The 18,786-nt window shown below is 55.7% G+C and carries 17 protein-coding genes and 1 tRNA gene; 12 read left to right on the forward strand and 6 right to left on the reverse strand.

Features of this window, described 5'->3' with window-relative positions:
• Positions 1-37: 37 nt before the first annotated feature.
• On the forward strand, positions 38-1,393 hold the full coding sequence (locus A6F69_RS11855; protein ID WP_067601583.1) for an MFS transporter: 1,356 nt from the start codon (positions 38-40) through the stop codon (positions 1,391-1,393).
• 4 nt (positions 1,394-1,397) lie between these two features.
• Here A6F69_RS11855 and arsC read toward each other — a convergent pair whose 3' ends face one another.
• Positions 1,398-1,739: an arsenate reductase (glutaredoxin) gene (gene arsC / locus A6F69_RS11860; RefSeq protein WP_067601586.1), complete on the reverse strand. Its 342-nt coding sequence runs from the start codon at positions 1,737-1,739 to the stop codon at positions 1,398-1,400.
• Positions 1,740-1,894: 155 nt separating this feature from the next.
• Between arsC and A6F69_RS11865 the strand changes: the two genes are divergently transcribed.
• Positions 1,895-4,039 carry a TonB-dependent receptor gene (locus tag A6F69_RS11865; RefSeq protein ID WP_067601589.1) on the forward strand — a complete coding sequence of 715 codons (2,145 nt, stop codon included), beginning with the start codon at positions 1,895-1,897 and terminating at the stop codon, positions 4,037-4,039.
• 7 nt (positions 4,040-4,046) lie between these two features.
• On the opposite strand, the gene A6F69_RS11870 is transcribed toward A6F69_RS11865, so the two are convergent.
• On the reverse strand, positions 4,047-4,607 hold the full coding sequence (locus tag A6F69_RS11870; RefSeq protein ID WP_067603096.1) for a (2Fe-2S)-binding protein: 561 nt from the start codon (positions 4,605-4,607) through the stop codon (positions 4,047-4,049).
• Between the two features lie 103 nt (positions 4,608-4,710).
• On the opposite strand from A6F69_RS11870, the gene A6F69_RS11875 reads away from it, so the two are divergent.
• The 8 genes from A6F69_RS11875 to A6F69_RS11910 all read left to right on the forward strand — a co-directional run bounded on the left by A6F69_RS11875 (position 4,711) and on the right by A6F69_RS11910 (position 14,727).
• A complete protein-coding gene (locus A6F69_RS11875; RefSeq protein WP_067601592.1) occupies positions 4,711-6,060 on the forward strand; it encodes an MATE family efflux transporter in 1,350 nt (449 codons plus the stop codon).
• A gap of 63 nt (positions 6,061-6,123) precedes the next feature.
• Complete coding sequence (locus A6F69_RS11880) at positions 6,124-8,499, forward strand: chemotaxis protein CheA (RefSeq protein ID WP_067601596.1); 2,376 nt, start codon at positions 6,124-6,126, stop codon at positions 8,497-8,499.
• Positions 8,496-8,939 (forward strand): chemotaxis protein CheW, encoded by a 444-nt coding sequence (locus tag A6F69_RS11885; RefSeq protein ID WP_067601599.1) that lies wholly within the window; start codon positions 8,496-8,498, stop codon positions 8,937-8,939. The genes A6F69_RS11880 and A6F69_RS11885 overlap by 4 nt, the downstream gene beginning before the upstream one ends.
• Positions 8,940-8,993: 54 nt before the next feature.
• On the forward strand, positions 8,994-9,359 hold the full coding sequence (locus tag A6F69_RS11890; protein ID WP_067601602.1) for a response regulator: 366 nt from the start codon (positions 8,994-8,996) through the stop codon (positions 9,357-9,359).
• Positions 9,360-9,370: 11 nt separating this feature from the next.
• Positions 9,371-10,474: a chemotaxis-specific protein-glutamate methyltransferase CheB gene (gene cheB, locus A6F69_RS11895; RefSeq protein WP_245638245.1), complete on the forward strand. Its 1,104-nt coding sequence runs from the start codon at positions 9,371-9,373 to the stop codon at positions 10,472-10,474.
• A complete protein-coding gene (locus A6F69_RS11900) occupies positions 10,465-11,298 on the forward strand; it encodes a CheR family methyltransferase (RefSeq protein ID WP_067601605.1) in 834 nt (277 codons plus the stop codon). The genes cheB and A6F69_RS11900 overlap by 10 nt, the downstream gene beginning before the upstream one ends.
• Positions 11,299-11,416: 118 nt before the next feature.
• On the forward strand, positions 11,417-12,928 hold the full coding sequence (locus A6F69_RS11905) for a putative bifunctional diguanylate cyclase/phosphodiesterase (RefSeq protein ID WP_067601607.1): 1,512 nt from the start codon (positions 11,417-11,419) through the stop codon (positions 12,926-12,928).
• Positions 12,925-14,727 carry a methyl-accepting chemotaxis protein gene (locus A6F69_RS11910; protein WP_067601609.1) on the forward strand — a complete coding sequence of 601 codons (1,803 nt, stop codon included), beginning with the start codon at positions 12,925-12,927 and terminating at the stop codon, positions 14,725-14,727. The genes A6F69_RS11905 and A6F69_RS11910 overlap by 4 nt, the downstream gene beginning before the upstream one ends.
• A gap of 77 nt (positions 14,728-14,804) precedes the next feature.
• On the opposite strand, the gene nusG is transcribed toward A6F69_RS11910, so the two are convergent.
• Together nusG and secE are read right to left on the reverse strand one after the other, a co-directional pair.
• Positions 14,805-15,341, reverse strand: coding sequence for a transcription termination/antitermination protein NusG (nusG, locus tag A6F69_RS11915; protein WP_067601611.1), 537 nt, complete (start codon positions 15,339-15,341; stop codon positions 14,805-14,807).
• Positions 15,342-15,362: 21 nt separating this feature from the next.
• Positions 15,363-15,608: a preprotein translocase subunit SecE gene (gene secE / locus A6F69_RS11920; RefSeq protein WP_425388054.1), complete on the reverse strand. Its 246-nt coding sequence runs from the start codon at positions 15,606-15,608 to the stop codon at positions 15,363-15,365.
• A gap of 218 nt (positions 15,609-15,826) precedes the next feature.
• Here secE and A6F69_RS11925 point away from each other — a divergent pair, with 218 nt between their 5' ends.
• Positions 15,827-17,344 (forward strand): alanine/glycine:cation symporter family protein, encoded by a 1,518-nt coding sequence (locus A6F69_RS11925; RefSeq protein ID WP_067601618.1) that lies wholly within the window; start codon positions 15,827-15,829, stop codon positions 17,342-17,344.
• 73 nt (positions 17,345-17,417) lie between these two features.
• On the opposite strand, the gene A6F69_RS11930 is transcribed toward A6F69_RS11925, so the two are convergent.
• Positions 17,418-17,493, reverse strand: a tRNA-Trp gene (locus tag A6F69_RS11930).
• Positions 17,494-17,615: 122 nt separating this feature from the next.
• Between A6F69_RS11930 and aat the strand changes: the two genes are divergently transcribed.
• Positions 17,616-18,314, forward strand: coding sequence for a leucyl/phenylalanyl-tRNA--protein transferase (aat, locus tag A6F69_RS11935; RefSeq protein WP_067601621.1), 699 nt, complete (start codon positions 17,616-17,618; stop codon positions 18,312-18,314).
• On the opposite strand, the gene A6F69_RS11940 is transcribed toward aat, so the two are convergent.
• On the reverse strand, positions 18,263-18,784 hold the full coding sequence (locus tag A6F69_RS11940) for a DUF2155 domain-containing protein (RefSeq protein ID WP_067601624.1): 522 nt from the start codon (positions 18,782-18,784) through the stop codon (positions 18,263-18,265). The two genes, aat and A6F69_RS11940, sit on opposite strands and share 52 nt — an antisense overlap.
• Between the last annotated feature and the right edge of the window lie 2 nt (positions 18,785-18,786).

Genomic DNA, 18,786 nt, shown 5'->3' on the forward strand with positions numbered 1-18,786 from the left:
GCAAGCACAGCTCACCTCGCCTAGCGCACGGGTCATAATGGCTAACCGCGATCCTAACCTGTCCGCAGCCCCAGCGAGGCCTGGTTTGCCGAGCAGCATTCCGCCCGGCCGTATGGCGTTACTGTTTTCCGTCATGTTGGTGACGGCAGCTGGCAATACCGCGATGCAATCGGTTATGCCGTCCATCGGCACGCAGCTGGGCGTAGAGGATTTCTGGATTAGTCTTGCCTACACTTGGTCGGCACTACTGTGGGTAACATGCGCGCCTATCTGGGCGCGGCGGTCCGACAAGCGCGGACGCAAATCCATGATGGCGCTGGGAATGGTTGGCTTCATTTCCTCGATGAGCCTTTGCGGGCTTGTTCTGTGGTTTGGCCTCGCAGGATTGTTACCTGCGCTTTGGACATTGCTGCTCTTTGCGGCCGCGCGCAGTCTTTATGGCGGGTTTGGGTCGGCCGCGCCGCCTGCGGTCCAAGCCTATGTTGCCGCACGCACAGCCAGATCAGAGCGTACCAATGCATTGTCTTTGATCGCGTCGAGTTTCGGCTTGGGAACCGTTCTGGGCCCTGCGCTCGCACCGCTGCTGATCTTCCCGGGGATGGATCTGGTTGGCCCCTTTATCGCCTTCGCTGCGATAGGAGTCCTTGCATTGGTCGCGCTTCGTTGGCGTTTACCCAACGACGAGCCGCAATTTGCCGCGCGTGGCAAGACTTTCAGCGAACCCTTCAGTGCAAGTTCGCAATCCGGCGAAGGGTCCGGCGATGAAGACGAAGAGGAAAGCGAGGGCCCGCACAAGCGATTGAGCTGGTGGGAGCCTAGGGTCAGGCCCTGGGTCGTCGCAGGCCTGGTAGGCGGGCATGCACAGGCCATGGTACTGGGCATCGTCGGGTTCCTTGTTTTGGACCGGCTAGGGCTCCGTAGTGACCCGCTAAGCGGGGCAGGGCCCGTTGGCTTGGTTCTAATGGCAGGGGCATTGGCAACATTGGTCGCACAATGGGGTGTAATTCCGCGCTTTAATCTGGGCCCTCGTGCTGCAACATTGGGCGGCATTGCCCTGGCCGGTTTGGGTGTTGCCATTTTCGCGGTGAGCTTGACGCTTAACGCCATCGCGTTCGGTTATGCAGTGGCATGCCTCGGTTTTGGACTTTTCAGGCCGGGTACCACATCGGGTACTTCGCTTGCTGTTACGCGCGCTGAGCAAGGAGAAGCATCAGGTATTGTCGCCTCGGTCGCGGGCGCGGCTTTCGTTTTTGCTCCTGCGCTTGGCGTATGGCTTTACAACCTTTCAGAACCGCTCGCATTTGGGCTGGTCATTGGCCTATGCCTTGCTGTTCTGGTCGTAGGCTGGAAGCAGCTTACCGCAGACGAAGTTCTAACGACGGATCGCCGCTGATCCGTCAAAGGATTTCGCGAACCACATCCTGCGGTCGGCACAAGCGCACACCCTTGTCGGTCTCGACCAGCGGACGTTCAATCAGAATAGGATCAGAGGTCATCGCGTCCAGCAAGGTATCTGCGTCAGCTACAGGCAGGCCGCGCTCAGCGGCATCGGTGCCGCGCATCCGCAAACCTTGCTGTGGTGTAATCCCAGCATCGGCATAAAGCTGGGCGAGCTTGTCGCGGGCGGGCGGGTTCTTGAGATACTCGACTACAGTCACATCCGCCCCGCTCTCTTCCAGTATAGCGAGCGTTTTGCGCGAAGTCCCGCATTTGGGATTGTGCCAGATGGTTGCCTTCATGTCGCAGTCTCCTTGGCTGAGCAGATGTTCGGGTCGCCCTGCGCACTAATCAAACAGCTTTTTTACCTCAAGCGCGAATTGCTTCTTGCTTTTGCGAATAATTCTCAATAGCGAAAATGGCATCGATCACGACTCGACAAAGATTGGACTTTTGAATGCATTTCCTCACCAAAGCCCTGCTTCTCTCTGGCTCGGCGGCGTTGATGCCAGCGGTCTCTGCACTTGCAGCCAATGCGGATAGCAGCGAGGTTCAGGCTTTGGCTCCCGATAGTGAAAAGAATGAAATCATCGTCACAGGAACGATTCTGCAGTCAAATGAAGTCAACTCGGTCAAGACTCCCACCCCGATCATCGACGTGCCGCAAAGCCTGACAATCACGACCGAAGATAATATCCTCGATCGCGGGTTCACGAGCATCGGGCAGATCGTTGATTACACCCCGGGCGTGAACACGTCGCAAGGCGAAGGTCACCGCGACTCGATCGTCTTTCGCGGGGTCCGTTCAACCGCAGATTTCTTTATCGACGGAATGCGCGACGATGTTCAGTATTACCGCAGCCTCTACAATCTGGATCAAGTAGAGATTTTGCGCGGCCCCAATGCGCTGTTGTTCGGACGAGGCGGCACAGGCGGTATCCTCAACCGCGTTACCAAGAAGGGAATCGTGGGCGACACTTTTGGTGGCGGTCAGATCGCAATCGATACATTTGGCGAATATAGCGTCCAGACCGACATCAATCTCTCATACGGTGATTCATCGGCTTTTCGTTTGAACGCGATGTATGAACAGCTGAACAATCATCGCGACTTTTATGATGGTGAGCGCATCGGTATCAATCCGACTGCCCGATTTGCAGTCGGCGAAGATACTTCGCTCGACCTATCTTATGAGTATGTCGATCATTACCGCTTCATTGATCGCGGTATTCCAACCGGAACAGACGGACGCCCGGTCGATGAATTCGAAGAGATCGTATTCGGCGATCCGGAGCTTAACTTCAACGATCTGGAAGCCCATTTGCTGCGCGCCAATCTGCAGCACGATTTCACTGACAATTTCAAAGGTGTCTTTAGCGCCTTCTACGGCGATTATGACAAGGTTTACTCCAACTTCTATGTTTCAGGGTACGATCAGGCAAATTCACCCGATGTTGTCACCACCGATGGCTATATCGACGCAACACAACGCGAAAACCTGATCCTGTCAGCAAATTTCATCGGCGAGTTCGAGACTGGCGCGATTTCGCACACGCTGCTGTTTGGCGCAGAATACATCAACACATCATCAGACCAGGACCGTTTCAACCCGATCTGGGATCAGACTGATGACGACAATGAAGTGTTTGCGATCAAGCGGCCACTCAACTTGCGCGGCGGTGTGGGGATCAATGCCATGGGCGATGTGACGACTGTCGACCTGAGCACTGATCTGAACGATTTCACGAAAGTCGATATCGATGTCGTCTCGCTGTACATCCAGAATGAGGTTGAATTGACCGATTGGCTCCATCTGGTCGTGGGCGGTCGCTATGATAGTTTTGACATCGAAGTGAACAATGTGCCGGCCAATGAGATCCGAACGCGCAAGGACGAGGAATTTTCGCCTCGCGGAGGTCTGATATTCAAGCCGATGGAAAACCTCTCTATCTATGCGAGCTATTCAGAGAGTTTCCTGCCGCGTTCTGGCGAACAGTTCGCAAACATAAATGGCGCCAATAACGCGCTCGATCCTGACAAATTCACCAACCTTGAGGCAGGGGTGAAATGGGATTTTGCCGACCGGTTGAGTTTCACGGCTGCAATTTTCGAGATCGAGCAGAGCTCACCGCAGCCTAACGACAATGATCCATCCACACTCGACGTGATTGATTCCAAGATCGATGGATTCGAATTGCAGTTGCAAGGCGAAGTGATGCCAGGCTGGACTGTATCGGCAGGCTATAGCTTTCTGGATGGCGAGCAGCAGAGCCGTAGTGGACCAACAGGACTGCGGCCACGCGAACTGCCCGAAAACATGTTCTCAATCTGGAATCAGGTCGAAGTAACGGACCGTTTCGGCCTTGGCCTCGGCCTTACACATCAGGATGAGAGCTTTATCGATAACGGCAACGACGCTGTCCTTCCCGCTTATACGCGCATTGATGCTGCGGCCTTTTTCGATGTGTCGGAAAATCTGCGCGTGCAAGTGAATGTCGAAAACCTGACCGACACGCTCTACTTCCCGAACAGTCACGCTACCCATCAGGCATCGGTTGGCGCGCCCATTAGTGCGCGCTTCGCGATAACTGGTCGGTTCTGATCGATGGCTAGCCTTCAGGCTCCCCGGAGCTTGAAGGCGCGCGGATGGCGGGAACTTCGCGAGCAGCGTCCTTACTGCTGATTCCCGGTGCTGGTGCAGCGCTGATGGTCTCCAAACGCCGCGCAACCCGACCTGCTCGCTGAATGGCGCGCACCAACCGCGGGTAAACTCCGCAGCGGCACACATTCGGAATCGCGGCATTTATCTCGGCTTCGCTGGGGTCGGCGTTGCGTTCGAGCAGCGCTGCAGCGGCGATCGCGATTCCCGGTGTACAAAAGCCGCACTGGATCGCCTGCTCGGCGACGAGAGCCTGTTGCACGGGATGCGATCGATCACGCGACAAGCCTTCAATCGTTGTAACGAAGCGCCCTTCGGCCTCGGCAATTGTCACCAGACAAGACCGCAAAGCCGCGCCATCAACAATCACCATACAAGACCCGCAGTCTCCATTGCCACAGCCATACTTGGTGCCAGTGAGGTTTGCCGCATCCCGCAGCGCCCACAGCAACGGCGTATTCGGATCCATGTCGAATTCTAGCGGACGATCATTGATGGTCATGCGTGGCATGCCCCAGCCTATCGCACGCGGCTCAAAGAGCAGCAAGCACTGACCGCTTTTGTGTTGCACAATTGAGCTTGCCTTGCCTGACAAGTTCTCTAGTCGGAATGACATGAGTGAGAATGCCAAACTGACGCGCGGATCAATCCGCGGGCATCTCGTCACTCAAACACTTCCTGCGATTGTCGGCGTGTCCGCGATCATGTCGATCGGGCTGGTCGACGCCTATTTTATCGGTCAGCTCGGGCAAGACGCACTGGCGGCCATATCTTTCATCTTCCCCATCAGTGTCGCGATAACCAGTCTTGGCGTGGGTATGATGGTGGGTATCAATTCCGTCATATCGCGGGCCTTGGGCGAAGGTGATGATGAACGCGCATTGAGGCGAGGCAACTTCGGCATAGTCCTGTCGGTGTTCTTCGGTCTGATCCTGGGAGTGTTGCTTTACGCCTCACTCGATCCGCTGTTTGCTTTAATGCAAGCCAGCGAGCGCGAGCTGCCTCTTATCCGCGCTTACATGCAGCCTTTCTCCTTCGGCTTCCCGTTGATGATGGCAATCATGGGCATCAACGGAACACTTCGCGGTCAAGGCGAGGCGCGCAAGACTTCTTACGTTTCTGTGACCTATGCCGCCGCGAACTGGGTGCTCGACCCGATCCTGATTACCGGTACGCCAGACTTTCTGTTTGGAGGCTTCGAAGGTTTCGGCATGGCGGGCGCCGCCTATGCGACACTGATCGGTTGGACCTTTGGCATTGCCATGGGGCTGTGGCTGCTTAGCAAAACTTCCATTCCACTTAGCCTCAGCAAGATAAAACAGTGCAATGTGCGGGAATCCACATCGGAGATCTTGCGGGTGGCGGGGCCTGCCTCTTTCAGCAACGCGATCAATCCCATCGGGCTTTCAGTCCTAACCGCTCTGATCGCTTCAGAGAGCGCTGCCGCAGTGGCTGGCTTCGGCGCTGCAGGCCGCGTTCAGAGCTTTGCGACTGTGCCCTTGCTGGCGCTTTCAGGTTCGATTGGCGCGATTGTCGGACAGAATTGGGGGGCAAAACAGTTCGGCCGCGCACGAGAGGCGATGTGGCTCGCCGGGCTGTTCTGCGTTGGATACGGGCTCATAACTGCTGCACTCCTCGCTTGGGGAGGTGCCTGGTTTGCAGACATGTTCTCCGAGGATGCACAGGTCACTGCACAGTTCGCCAACTATCTACGGATCGCTGCCTGGGGGTACGCGGGTTTCGGCCTACTTATTGTCGCCAATGGTGCTTTGAATGCGCTTGGCAGAGCCAGATATGCCCTGATGCAATCAGCTGTACGGGTTTTCGTGGTGATGCTGCCGTTGGGCTGGCTCGCACGCGAGTATTTCGGGATTGGCGCGATCTACGGTGCAGAGCTGGCTGCGAATGTAATCGGCGGCTTGATTGGGGCATTCGTAGTATGGCGCACAATGCGGCGAAGCTAAAAAGGGTTCGTTAACCATCTTCAGTCATAGAAGCTCACGTGCACATAATGCCGAGGGCCCAAAATGGATGACCTGCTAGCGGACTTCATAGAAGAAACCCGCGAAATGCTGGAAGCGAGCGAGAGCGAAATCGTTGCTTGGGAAGCCAACCCGGCTGACCGGGCACGCCTCGATGCGATATTCCGCTTTGTCCACACGGTTAAAGGCAATTGCGGCTTCTTCGACCTTCCGCGGCTGGAGAAACTCAGCCACGCAGCCGAAGATGCTCTTTCCGATGTTCGCAATGGCCGCCGTGGTGCGGACAGCGCACTGGTCACTGCCGTGCTTCATATCATTGATCGCATTGCTGACATGGTCACAGCCATCGAAGCGAATAACGATTTTCCCGAGGGTGGCGACGAAGCGCTGATTGCTGCGCTCGCACCATCAGCCAGCGATGCTCCGCTTGTTGGGGAAACGCGTGCAACGGCGCCCGCTGCAATGTCTGCAGGCGATAATGCCATACACACGGCGGCGACGCCCCGTTCCATACGTTTGCCCGTCGAATTGTTGGACCGGGTCATGAGCGGCGTCTCTGACATGGTCCTGGCACGCAACGATCTGGCGCACCGCCTTCAGGAGGCAGGCAACCAACCAATGGTTGATGGGCCGTTCGAGCGTTTGTCGGGGATCCTCAACGATGTGCGGGATGCGATCACTCGTATGCGGATGCAGCGCATCGAGCATCTCTACTCACCAATTCCGCGTCTTGTCCGTGATCTGTCAGCCGATCTTGGGAAGCAAGTGATGGTCGATCTCGATGGGCGCGATGTTGAGCTTGATCGGGAGATGATCGAGATTATGCGGGACCCGATCACGCATATCATCCGCAACGCTGTTGATCATGGTTTTGAAAAGCCCTCGGATCGACTGAAAGCTGGCAAACGCGAGATTGGACTGCTTTCGATCGGAGCGCGGCAAGCTGGGAACAAGATATCGATCAGTATTCGCGACGATGGCCGCGGGCTCGACGAGCAACGAATTGCAGAAAAAGCGGTCAAGACCGGCACGATCAGCCCTGTTGAACTCGAAGCGATGAGCCGCGAAAAGGTTCTAGATCTGATTTTTGCCCCTGGCTTTTCGACCGCGGAAGAAGTCAGCGCGGTGTCTGGCCGTGGTGTTGGCCTGGATGTTGTTCGCGACAACCTTGAGAAGATCGGGGGCGAGATTCGCGTGTCCAGCGTTCAAGGCGAAGGCACCAGTTTCTTCCTGCAAATACCGCTTACACTCAGCATTATTGCAGGTCTCACACTGAAAGTCGGCGGGCAACGCTTTGTGGTTCCGCAATCCTATGTCGAAGAGATTGTGCGGCTGCGCGGAGAGAACGCTGCAATCGAAGATATGGGCGATGCAACACTGGTCACGTTTCGCGATCAACGCGTTCGTATGGTTTCGCTGGCAGACGTGTTGGGGATCAAAGCCGATGTCGCTAGAGAACGTGCAAACCTGCTCATCCTTCGCTTGGCCACCGGGGATCTATTCGCGCTTGCAGTCGATCAAGTTCAGAACAGCAGCGATATTGTAGTCAAGCCGCTTCCGCCGGCGATCATGGCTAGCGGCATCTATTGCGGATCAACCCTACTGGACGATGGGCAGCCCATCCTTCTGCTGGACATCCCGCATATCGCACAGTCGCACAACTTGATGACCGAAGAGCGTACGCGCACAGCACAGATGGTGGATGAAAGTGCTACGGAAGCAAACAGCCCCGCTGACCGTGCGATGCTATTCAGCACGCTTGGCGGACAACGGCGGCTCATCCGGCTCGAACTGGTAAAACGCATTGAAACCGTGGCTGCAAAGGCCATCGACCAAACGGGTCGCCAATGCCGAGCAGTTATCGATGGAGAGATACTTCCGGTCATCGGAATAGAGGACCAGACCAGGCTCGCCGGATACATCCGCTTATTGCGGCTTACCGACGGGATGAGCGAAGTGCTTTATGCTGTCGACAAAGTTGAAGATGCCGTCGATCTGACCAACGAGCTTGTCCATGTCGATGAAGCTGATCCGCTGATACAATCCGTGACGCTCGTAGAAGAAGAGAGCGTTGCTGTTATAGATAGCCACAAGCTCTTCGCCGCGCATGGCGCGCTGCCAAAACAGGTCACCAGCAAGACATGCAAGCTGCCAGATGACGATTGGGCAAAGAGCATTTTGGCGCCGTTGGTCGAGAGTGCCGGCTACAGGCCGGTTTTCGAAGCGGATTCCGGCACAAGCGATATTGAGATTACCATTGATCAACTCGAGACGACCGCGACCAGAAAATTAGTGATCGCGTTGCGCAGTGCGCCTGATGATCAGGTGCCTGAAGGCGAGCACAGCCGATCAATTTATCGCTATGACCGGGAAGGATTAGTCGCGGCACTGCGCCTTGCCGGAAAGGGAGAGGCGGCATGAGTGAACTCCTCGTTATGTCGATGCTTGCGGAAAGGCGCTGCGCATTACGCGCCGGCGATGTTGGCTCTGTGATCGAGGCCGGCACGATAGCACCGGTACCTCGTGCGCCAGCTCACGTGATTGGCATCACAGCTCTGCGCAGTCAGGCCATGACAGTAATCGATTGCCGGATAGCCATCGGCAAAGAGCCGTCGCAGTTTCCGTGTGACAGTCATCTCGCGATCGTGGAGGTCGAAGGGCATTCCTACGCGCTGAGATTGGACCAGATTGACGACATCGGGATTGCGCAATCCGATCTCGCGCCAGTTCCTGGCGGATCTGGTGACGATTGGAATCGCGTATCTCATGGCATGATTGAGACTGATCGCGGACCGGCATTGCTGCTCAATGTCGCGCAACTCATTGCCGGAACTCAAGAAAATCTTGAGGTGGCAGCTTAATTCTATGGTTACTGCTTCACTCTATATTTCCCCGCAAACGAAACAGGGGTTTGCATGAAAACGTGTTTGATCGTCGATGACTCGCGGGTGATCCGAAAGGTCTCCAGGCATATTCTGGAGACGCTAGGCTTTGCCGTCGAAGAGGCCGAGAATGGCAAGGACGGGCTTGAGAGATGTGCCGAGACCATGCCCGATGTCGTCCTGCTTGACTGGAATATGCCCGTGATGAGCGGCATCGAATTCATCACTCAGCTGCGCAAGCGCGATGGCGGGGACAAGCCCAAGGTCGTGTTCTGCACAACCGAAAATGACGTAGCTCATATTCGCGAAGCAATCAGTGCCGGAGCGGACGAGTACGTGATGAAACCGTTCGATCACGAAACACTTCAGATCAAACTGCAACTCGTTGGATTTGCATGAGGGACGGTTCGATGGAACCGAACAGATACGCCACGGGAAAACCTGAAAAAGACCGCGCGGAGACTCTTGGCAAGACAATCCGCGTCATGATCGTTGATGACTCTTTGACGGTCAGAACAGTATTCTCACGCCTCGTCCAAAGCGATCCCCAGCTCGAAATTTCGGCCACTGCCAGCAACGCCGAACGCGCGATCGCGATCTTGCGCGACAAACCAGCCGATGTAATTCTGCTCGATCTGGAAATGCCGGGCATGGGCGGTCTCGAGGCTTTGCCGACCATTCTCAAGACAGCAGCAAGCGCCCAAGTTCTGGTTGTTTCATCGCTGACGCAGGACGGCGCAGAGCACAGTCTGGCCGCACTTTCGATGGGTGCAGCAGACACGATGCTCAAGCCGCGTCCAGGCGGTTTTGATGATTCATACCGGTCGAGCCTGCTTGCTAAGATCAAGGCGCTCGGCGGTTACTCTCCCGATGCATATCGCAAAAGCGAGAGGACGTCGCCGGTCGCACGAGCTGCATGCAGCGCCAAGATCCCGGAAGTTGTTGCGATTGGCGCATCAACCGGTGGGATTCACGCCCTCAACATCCTGCTTCGCGGCTTGCCGCAGCAATTCGATCTACCGATTGTTGTCACACAGCATCTACCTGCGAGTTTCATTCCGGTTTTTGCCCGTCAGGTTGAAATGGCGGCAGGACGCAAGACCCTGATCGCTGAAGATGGAACCACGATCCGAGGCGGAGAAATTGCCATAGCTACCGGTCACAGCCACATGGTTGTGAAGCGTCAAGGCAGGCACTTCGTGACCGGGGTAGACATTGGGCCTGCTCCCAGCGGTTGCCGTCCTTCTGTGGATCCAATGCTGACGAGTCTTGCGCATAATCTTAACGGTCACGCACTTGCGGTGATCCTGTCGGGCATGGGCAAAGATGGGAAACTGGGGGCTGCCGATCTCGTCGAGGCAGGCGGCACAGTGATTGCACAAGATGCAGAAACTTCGGCCGTCTGGGGCATGCCAGGAGCCGTGGCAAAGGCTGGCCTCACTAGTGCAGTCTTGCCGCCCGAAGGTCTCTTGAACGAGATACTGGATCGCTGTGGGGTGGCCGCATGGAAGTAAGCAGCGCCTCGTTTCAGGTAATCTCGGATCTGCTCGCAGAGCGGACAGGCCAGCAGTTGACCGACAGTCGCAAATGGCGTGTCAGTACAGCGCTTTCTCGTGTGTTTAGGGAACGTGGCATTTCGAACGTCGATCAGCTGGCCTGCCTGCTTGCGGGGCCGTCAGATCCGGATCTCGCTCGCGATGTAGTCGAAGCTCTACTTAACAACGAAACCTATTTCTTTCGCGACAAGCCAACCTTTGAGCAGATCCCGGCGAACATTCTGCCGAGGCTTGCCGAACGGCGCGCCCACAAGAAACGCCTGCAAATCTGGTCTGCGGGATGCTCCACTGGACAAGAAGTGCATTCGCTTGCGATCCAGTTCGCAGAGAACCCTGCATTGTGGGACGGATGGGCGATCGATATTCTCGGCACTGATATATCGACGCAAGCAATCGCGACCGCACGCAGCGGCCACTATAGCCAATTCGAAGTGCAACGCGGTTTGAGCGTTAAGCAGATGCTCGATCATTTCGATGAGACAGCTTCTGGCTGGCAAATGCGCGCCGACACACGATCAATCGTAAGGTTTCAGAAGCACAATGTGCTCGACTTGCCCCCAGGAAAACAGCCTTTCGACTTGGTATTGTGCAGGAACGTATTGCTCTATTTCGACCCCGCAACCCGGCGCAAAGCCTTTGACCGACTGCATAGCGCGGTCGCGTCCGATGGCTTTTTGATGCTCGGTGCAGGGGAAACTGTGATCGGTCAGACTGATCGTTTCGCGCCTCAAAGCGGCTTATCAAGTCTTTATGCACCCGCCACGCAGGATGTATTCGCGTGAGCGAGCTTCAGCAACAAAAATCAAAGTAAACAGAGGGTTTACTCTTCCTTAGCGAATGTTCGCTACGCCCGCACCTTGAACAAGAAGTGTGCTGACCTAAGGGGCATTCGACATAGCAATGAGCAACGGTTTCGCTGCAAGACCACTTTTCGAAAGGGGAGCGCCGCTCGCCATGCTGGCGCTCGTGCTTAGTGCTGTCGCGATCACACATGGGTTGACTGGCAATATGATCTTCGCCGTGGGTGTAGCAGCGCTGATCGGCGCGATTTGCATCGGCGGATTTCGTCTGGCGGACCGAAGAATTGCTTTACAAGGATGCTTCAAGCCCGACCTGGACAGTCTCTCCGATCTGCCTAACCGACGTGCGTTGCACCGTGACTTTGCCGCATCAAGCTCTGGTAGCAACGAAGTGGCGATGGCCTTGATTGATCTTGATAGATTCAAACAGGTCAATGACCATTTCGGCCATTTCGTTGGCGACGAACTGATCCGAAGATGCGCAGAGGTAATCAGAGACAAATGCGGTTCTGAGGCGCATTGTTATCGCCTCGGTGGCGACGAATTCGCAATCCTGATGTCTGGCATCGCTTCGGGCACCATCGTAGAGGGGATCTGCCGCAAGATCATTTCGACACTTGAGAAACCCGTCACCATCAGTTCTCGCGAAGTCGTTGTTGGCGCCAGCATTGGCTTAGCCAAATCGGTTGGTGCGGACGGCCTTACATCATCGGAACTGCTGCGCCGGTGTGATGTGGCTATGTATGCATCGAAACGTGCCGGAAAGATGCGTTGTACATGGTTTAGCGAGGGCCTTGATCGCAATCGAGAAGCCATGCTGGAAATGGATGACGAGCTGCGCAAGGCGCTTACCAATGAAGAATTTGTCGTACACTATCAGCCGCTTGTAGACGCTGAATCTCGCGAGATCGTCGCCATTGAATCGCTCATTAGGTGGGAGCGCCCTGATGGACAACAGGTAGGTCCAAATGTGTTCATTCCGGTCGCTGAGGAATCCGGATTGATCAATGCTATCGGGCTGTGGGTCTTGCGCCGAGCATGCACGGATGCACTCGATTGGGAAGGCATCATGCTTTCGGTAAATATTTCGGCCGCCCAACTGCGAAACCCAGAATTCCCTGTCCAGCTAGGTCATATCCTTGAGGAGACGGGTTTCCCTGCCGAGCGACTTGAGCTTGAGATTACAGAGACCTGCCTTGTGCTTGATCCTGTGGTTGCGGAGCGCAATCTCGACGTCATCCGTGGCTTCGGCGTCAATGTCTCGCTGGATGACTTCGGCACGGGATACGCCTCCATCGGTTTTCTGCGCCAGTTTCGTTTCGAGAAGCTGAAACTTGATCGCTCATTAGTTGTCGACGCGGAGACCGACGAAGGATCGCGCGCCATGATGCTCTCCAGTGTAACCGTGGCACGCGCACTCAAAATGGGTGTGGCCGCAGAGGGCGTCGAAACCGAAGAACAAGCGCATCTGGTCAGAAGCGCCGGCTGCGACCAGATTCAGGGTTGGCTCTACTACAAGGCGATGCCAGCCAGCGAAGTTTCACAGTATCTGCCATCGAACGATGAGACTGACCTGTCTGCCGGATCAGTCCAGATCAGAGGTGCCGCATGAGCGCTATCGAAGACATGACCAAGCAGCTGCAAATTGAGACTGCGCAGGAACTGGAAGCCTCCAAGGAGTCTGCTGTCAGCTCCCGTTTTCGCCTGAAAGCTTGGTTTCATGACCTGCCGCTTGCCGGAAAGATCCGCACTGTTTTCGGGACGTTCCTGGCTTTGGTCGTCGCGATGTCACTCGTACTCGGAATTGGTTTGTTCGAGCTTTATGGCCGCTACACCACGAGCGCTGCGATTGTCGAAGCAACAAAGACTTCTGCCAACATGCGCAGCACCTCAGGCGAATTTCGCTATAACGCTGTGCGGTATATCTTCGGCGGCGAGGAAGCGGCACTAGAGCGGCAACGTGAAAGCTACGCACAAGCTCAAGAAGAGCTCGAGCAAATTAGTACAGTGGTGGAACAACACCTCCCCCAACTCATCGCTCAGACCGATGCGATCGGAGGCAGCTTTGCAGCTTATGACGCCAAGTTCGATGAATTGCGCGCGAGTTTGGCCCGAGAAGGTCAAAGTGAAGGATCTGTTGCGCTGGCGTACGAGTTATCAGCCCAAGGCGATGCGCTGTTCGCCGAAACTGGTCGGCTTGAGCGCGACATGTCCGCCGCTGTCCGTCAGATAGAGGCGAGCGGGCTCGAATATTTCTTCAACATGATTGCAGCTTTTGTAATCGTGATTGGATTGGCTGCCGCCGTCATGGCCTATGGCCTGCGTTATCTTTCCAACGACTTCGCCAAGAAAGTGTCCGAAGTGACGTCCGGCATGACCAAGCTGGCCAATGGCGATGCAAACTTCGAGATTAAGGGAATAGACCGGCGTGATGAGATCGGTGAGATGCTTCGCGCGCTTGCCCTCTTCAAGCGTGCGAATGTGCGGCTTCAGAAGTGGGCGAAGGAACGCGCAGATAGAGCAAAGGCAGATGCCGCAGAGCAGGAACGCATTCAGGAGGAAAAAGCGCAGGTACTTCGCGACTTTGCCGCTCAGTTTGAACGCAGCGTGGGCGATATCGTGGGCGGAGTCGCCGCTGCTTCTAGCCAGCTGCAAATCACTGCGACCGAAATGGCAAAGTCGGCTGAGGAATCCACTCATCAGACTTCACTGGTCTCAAAGTCAATGGAAGAGGCCAATGCGGGCGCAACAGCAGCGGCCGCCGCAAGCGATGAATTCGCTATGTCGATTGGCGAAATCAGCCGCCAGGCAGCGTCGTCTGCAGAGCTGGCTCGTGAAGCAAGCTCCACTGCAAGTGATGCCGACAATACGATTTCAGAGCTCGCCGCATCTGCTCAGGAGGTAGGCCAGATCGTCGAATTGATCCAGACGATCGCCCAACGAACAAACCTGCTTGCGCTGAATGCGTCGATAGAGGCCGCGCGCGGAGGCGAAGCCGGGCGCGGGTTTGCTGTCGTGGCATCCGAAGTCAAAGAGTTGGCGATGCAGACCAGCCGCGCAACAGAGAAGATCTCCAACCAAATCCAGTCGATGCAAGACACCACCGGTGCGAGTGTTACTGCTCTGCGCTCCATCGCTTCACAAGTAGACCAGTTGGAGAGCACAGCGGTCGCAATCGCCTCTGCGGTGGATCAGCAATCTGTCGCGGGTCAGGATTTGGCTCGCAGTATCGAACTCGCTGCCCAGGCGACTGACGCTGTATCCAGCCACATCGACGATGTGCGCGAGCTATCCCTCTCAACCGGGGCAGCGGCAAGCCAGGTACTCGGAAGTGCGAACAACCTGGAAGAACAGTCTCGCATGTTGAACAGCCAAGTTGAGACCTTTCTCAGCAAAGTCCGCCAAGGCTGAGTTCAAACCGAGACTAAGACAAATGAAAAAGGGCGCCTTGCGGGGCGCCCTTTTCAATATCGGCTTGATTGTTGGCCTTACTTGACGAGTTCGACTTGCTCGAATTCCAGTTCGACCGGAGTGGCGCGGCCAAAAATCGAGACCGAAACCTTGACCTTTGCCTTGTCGAAATCGAGCTCTTCAACGACACCGTTGAAACTCGCAAACGGTCCGTCAAGAACCTTGACCTGATCACCAATCTCGTAATCCACGTTGATCTGCTGTTTAGGCGCGGCCTTCGCTTCTTCAACACCGCCAAAGTAGCGCGCTGCCTCTTTCTCGCTGATAGGCTGTGGCTTGTTCCCCGAGCCAAGGAAACCGGTAACTTTCGGCGTATTCTTGACCAAGTGATAAACATCATCGGTCATTTTGAGCTTCGCCAAAACATAGCCGGGCATGAATTTGCGCTCGACCTGAACCTTCTTGCCGCGCTTAACTTCGGTAACCGTTTCGGTCGGGACCTGGACGTCCTCTACCGCTTCGGAAAGTCCAAGTCGTTCGGCTTCGTGAATGATCGCATCGCGAACCTTGTTCTCGAAACCGGAATAGGCGTGAATGATATACCAGCGGGCCATCGTTGGATCAGTCCTTCAATCTTAAGCGAGCGAAAGCAGCCATTGGACGACTGCATTGAATACCGTATCGATGCCGAGGAAGAACAACGACAGCAAAACCATCATGATGAAGACGAAGATTGCTGTGCGGATCGTCTCTTCACGAGTCGGCCACACCACCTTGCTGGTCTCGCTGCGAACCTGATTCACAAATTCAGCAGGCGACGTCTTGCGCTTTTTCTCTTCGGCCATCGGTCCTTGAGCCTCTTGTCCTCGGAACAACTTCATTGCTCTTCCGCTAATGTCTTTCAGGTAGGGTTTCTCGCCGCCCCGAACAAGGTCCGGGAGGGGCTGCTATCTGATTCCAATGTCGGAAGACGGGAAGGCATCTAGGCGGCGCGTACAACAATTGCAAGTAGGAGAAAGTGGGATTCGCGCTTGAACAGACCAAGTCACACCACTAGCGTGCGCGGCTTATCTTTGGGTTGCTCTTGGGGAAGCCACACATGGCAGTAGCAGATACAGCGTCAGTCTCTCTGATTGATCGCGTTACGAATATTTCCGATTTCATCTGGGTGGGCACATGGAATGGCGCAGAAGTCCTGCCTTTCCCGCCGATGACGATTATCCTTCTGGGCGTTGGCCTTTGGATCATGATCGGCCTGAAATTCTACCCGATCCGCAAGCTGGGCAGTGCCTTTGCCGGGCTATTTTCCAGCCGCAAGGGCTCTGGCGAGGGTGAAATCTCCCCATTCGCGGCTCTTTCGACCGCGCTTTCCGGACAAGTCGGCACCGGTAACTTAACCGGTGTGGCAACGGCGATCGCACTCGGTGGACCAGGCGCGATATTCTGGATGTGGATCACTGCACTGTTTGGAATGGCACTGGCTTTCGCCGAAGGTTCGCTCGCAATCCGATACCGCGAGACGACTTCGGATGGTGTGAAGCGCGGCGGCCCGATGAGCTATATCATGATGGGGCTGGGCCCGAAATGGACCTGGCTGGCGATCCTGTTTTGTCTGGGCACGCTGTTCTCGGCAATGGTGACCGGCAACACAATTCAGGCCAATGCAGTCGCGGATGGCCTTAACGAGCTGTTCGGTATCGAGGAATGGCTCGGCGGACTGATCGTGGCAATTCTGGTGTTCATTGTAATTATCGGCGGCATCAAATCGATTGGTAATGTGGCGGAAAAGGTCGTTCCGTTCATGGCGGCGGCCTATATCCTGATGGCGTTCATCGCCTTGGTCATAAACTATGCAGACCTGCCGGCTACTTTCGGACTAATCTTCCACGGTGCGTTCAATCCGCAGGCGGCAACCGGCGGTTTTGTAGGTGCGGCAATCATTCTGGCAATTCGGGCAGGTGTTGCTCGTGGTTTGTTCTCGAACGAAGCCGGTCAAGGCTCGACAGCCATCGCCCACGCCGTGGCACAGACCAATGACCCGGAGCAGCAGGGCCGGATGGCGATGCTCGGTACATTCATCGATACGATCGTGATCTGCACCATGACCGCGCTGGTTATCCTGACCGTTCAAGGCAATTTTACCGGCGGCGGCGAAGCGGTAGCACACGCTTGGAATTCCGACCTCGAGGGTTTTGCGATGACCAGCGGGGCTTTCGCAGCGGCATTCCCGTTCGAGATCGCTTCGATCCCGATTGGCACCCTGATCGCCAGTGTCGCGCTCATCCTGTTCGTGTTCACTACCCTGCTCACATGGAGCTACTATGGAGAGCGCGCGATCACATTCATGTATGATCGCATTCCAGGTTCAACCCGCGGTGGCGAAAAGATCCTGCACATGATCTGGCGCTTGCTCTGGTGTGTTGTGATCTACGTTGGTTCGACACAGGACCTGCAGCTGGTTTGGCGCCTTGGAGACATTTCCAATGCGGCGATGGCGCTGCCTAACCTGCTTGCTCTGGCGCTACTTTCCGGCGTGGTGTTTAAGCTGGCTCAGGGTGACAAAACCGCCGGCAATGATTTCCACGCTGACACCAAGGAAGAGCCGGAGGAATACTAACGGCTTTCAATCTCGAACAAACAGGGCCGGCCCAGCGATGGGTCGGCCTTTTTGCTTTCGAAGATCGAAGAAATGGCAGGGGCGACAGGATTCGAACCCGTGGCCCTCGGTTTTGGAGACCGATGCTCTACCAGCTGAGCTACGCCCCTGCACGAGGACACGCCCTCTATCGCCAAGCAAAGCACATGGCAACATCAATAGCGCCCAAATCATCGTCGGGTGCGATTTCGTTTGGCCTTACCCCTACCCTGACTGCTACAAAGAGCAGGCTATGCATTCGCCATTTCCCGCGCCCATTCCAACAGAGATGCTTCTGCTCGCTTACCGTAGCGGTATTTTCCCGATGGCAGACCGGCGCGATGACCCTGAAGTATTTTGGGTCGAGCCCAAGGATCGGGCGATTATTCCTCTCGACAGGTTTCACGCATCGAAAAGCCTACGCAAAGCCATTGCGAAGGAAACTTTCCGCGTCACGATCGATCAGGCGTTCGATGAGATAATCGAAGCGTGCGCCAAACCGCGCAAAGACCATGCAGAGAGCTGGATCAGCGATCGGATCATTGCCAGCTATCGGAATTTGCACCGAGCGGGACACGCCCATTCAATCGAATGTTGGGAAGAAGATCAGCTGGTTGGCGGCCTTTACGGCGTTTGCTTTGACCAGGTCTTCTGTGGCGAGAGCATGTTCAGCGAACGCAGCAACGCCAGCAAGATCGCCTTGGCTTGGCTTGTCTCGTTAATGCGGCGGGCCGGATATCGCTTACTCGATTGCCAGTTCATGACCGATCATTTGCGCACACTGGGCGCTGTGGAGATTACGCAGAAACATTATCTCGAAGGTTTGGCTCAATGTGCGGGAGAAGCCGACATGACCCTGCCACAAGCTTTCAGCGATCAGATTCGCGAGGCCAAGAATGCTCACTCTTCGCCGGGAAAACTCATCGCGCAATCCTTGACCCAAACATCGTAGATTGGATGTTCGACAACGTTCAGGCTTGGAGATTCTTTGAAGAGCCAGCCAGAGAAAATGCGTTCGAATTCATTCGAGCCGCGTGGCTGGACATCAACCTGTACGAATGCACCGGTCTCACGCTGCATCTCCCAAGGAGCAGTTCGTTCACAAGCGCGGAGACTGATACGAATGTCACCAAAAGTGAGCGTTTCGCCCGGCGCTAGTTGGATGTCCTGACTTGAATTGTTGCGCTTGTTCAGCAAGCCCAGCGTCCCGACACGCTCCACCATCGGAGTACCGACAGCTTCCGCTGTCACAGCATCGATAAGTTGTTCCGAAGCGCCTTGAGCGCCTTCGCCTGCAGTCGTTGCCTCAGAAAGGGGTGATCCCTCGAGAATATACCCATCATCAGGCGCACCAGACTCCTCGCCACAACTGGCAGACAAGCAGGCCGAGATTGCGACAAGTCCGAGATGCGCCGCGCGCATGA

Origin of the sequence: Altererythrobacter ishigakiensis (genome assembly GCF_001663155.1) — a bacterium.
Classification (GTDB): Bacteria; Pseudomonadota; Alphaproteobacteria; order Sphingomonadales; family Sphingomonadaceae; genus Erythrobacter; species Erythrobacter ishigakiensis.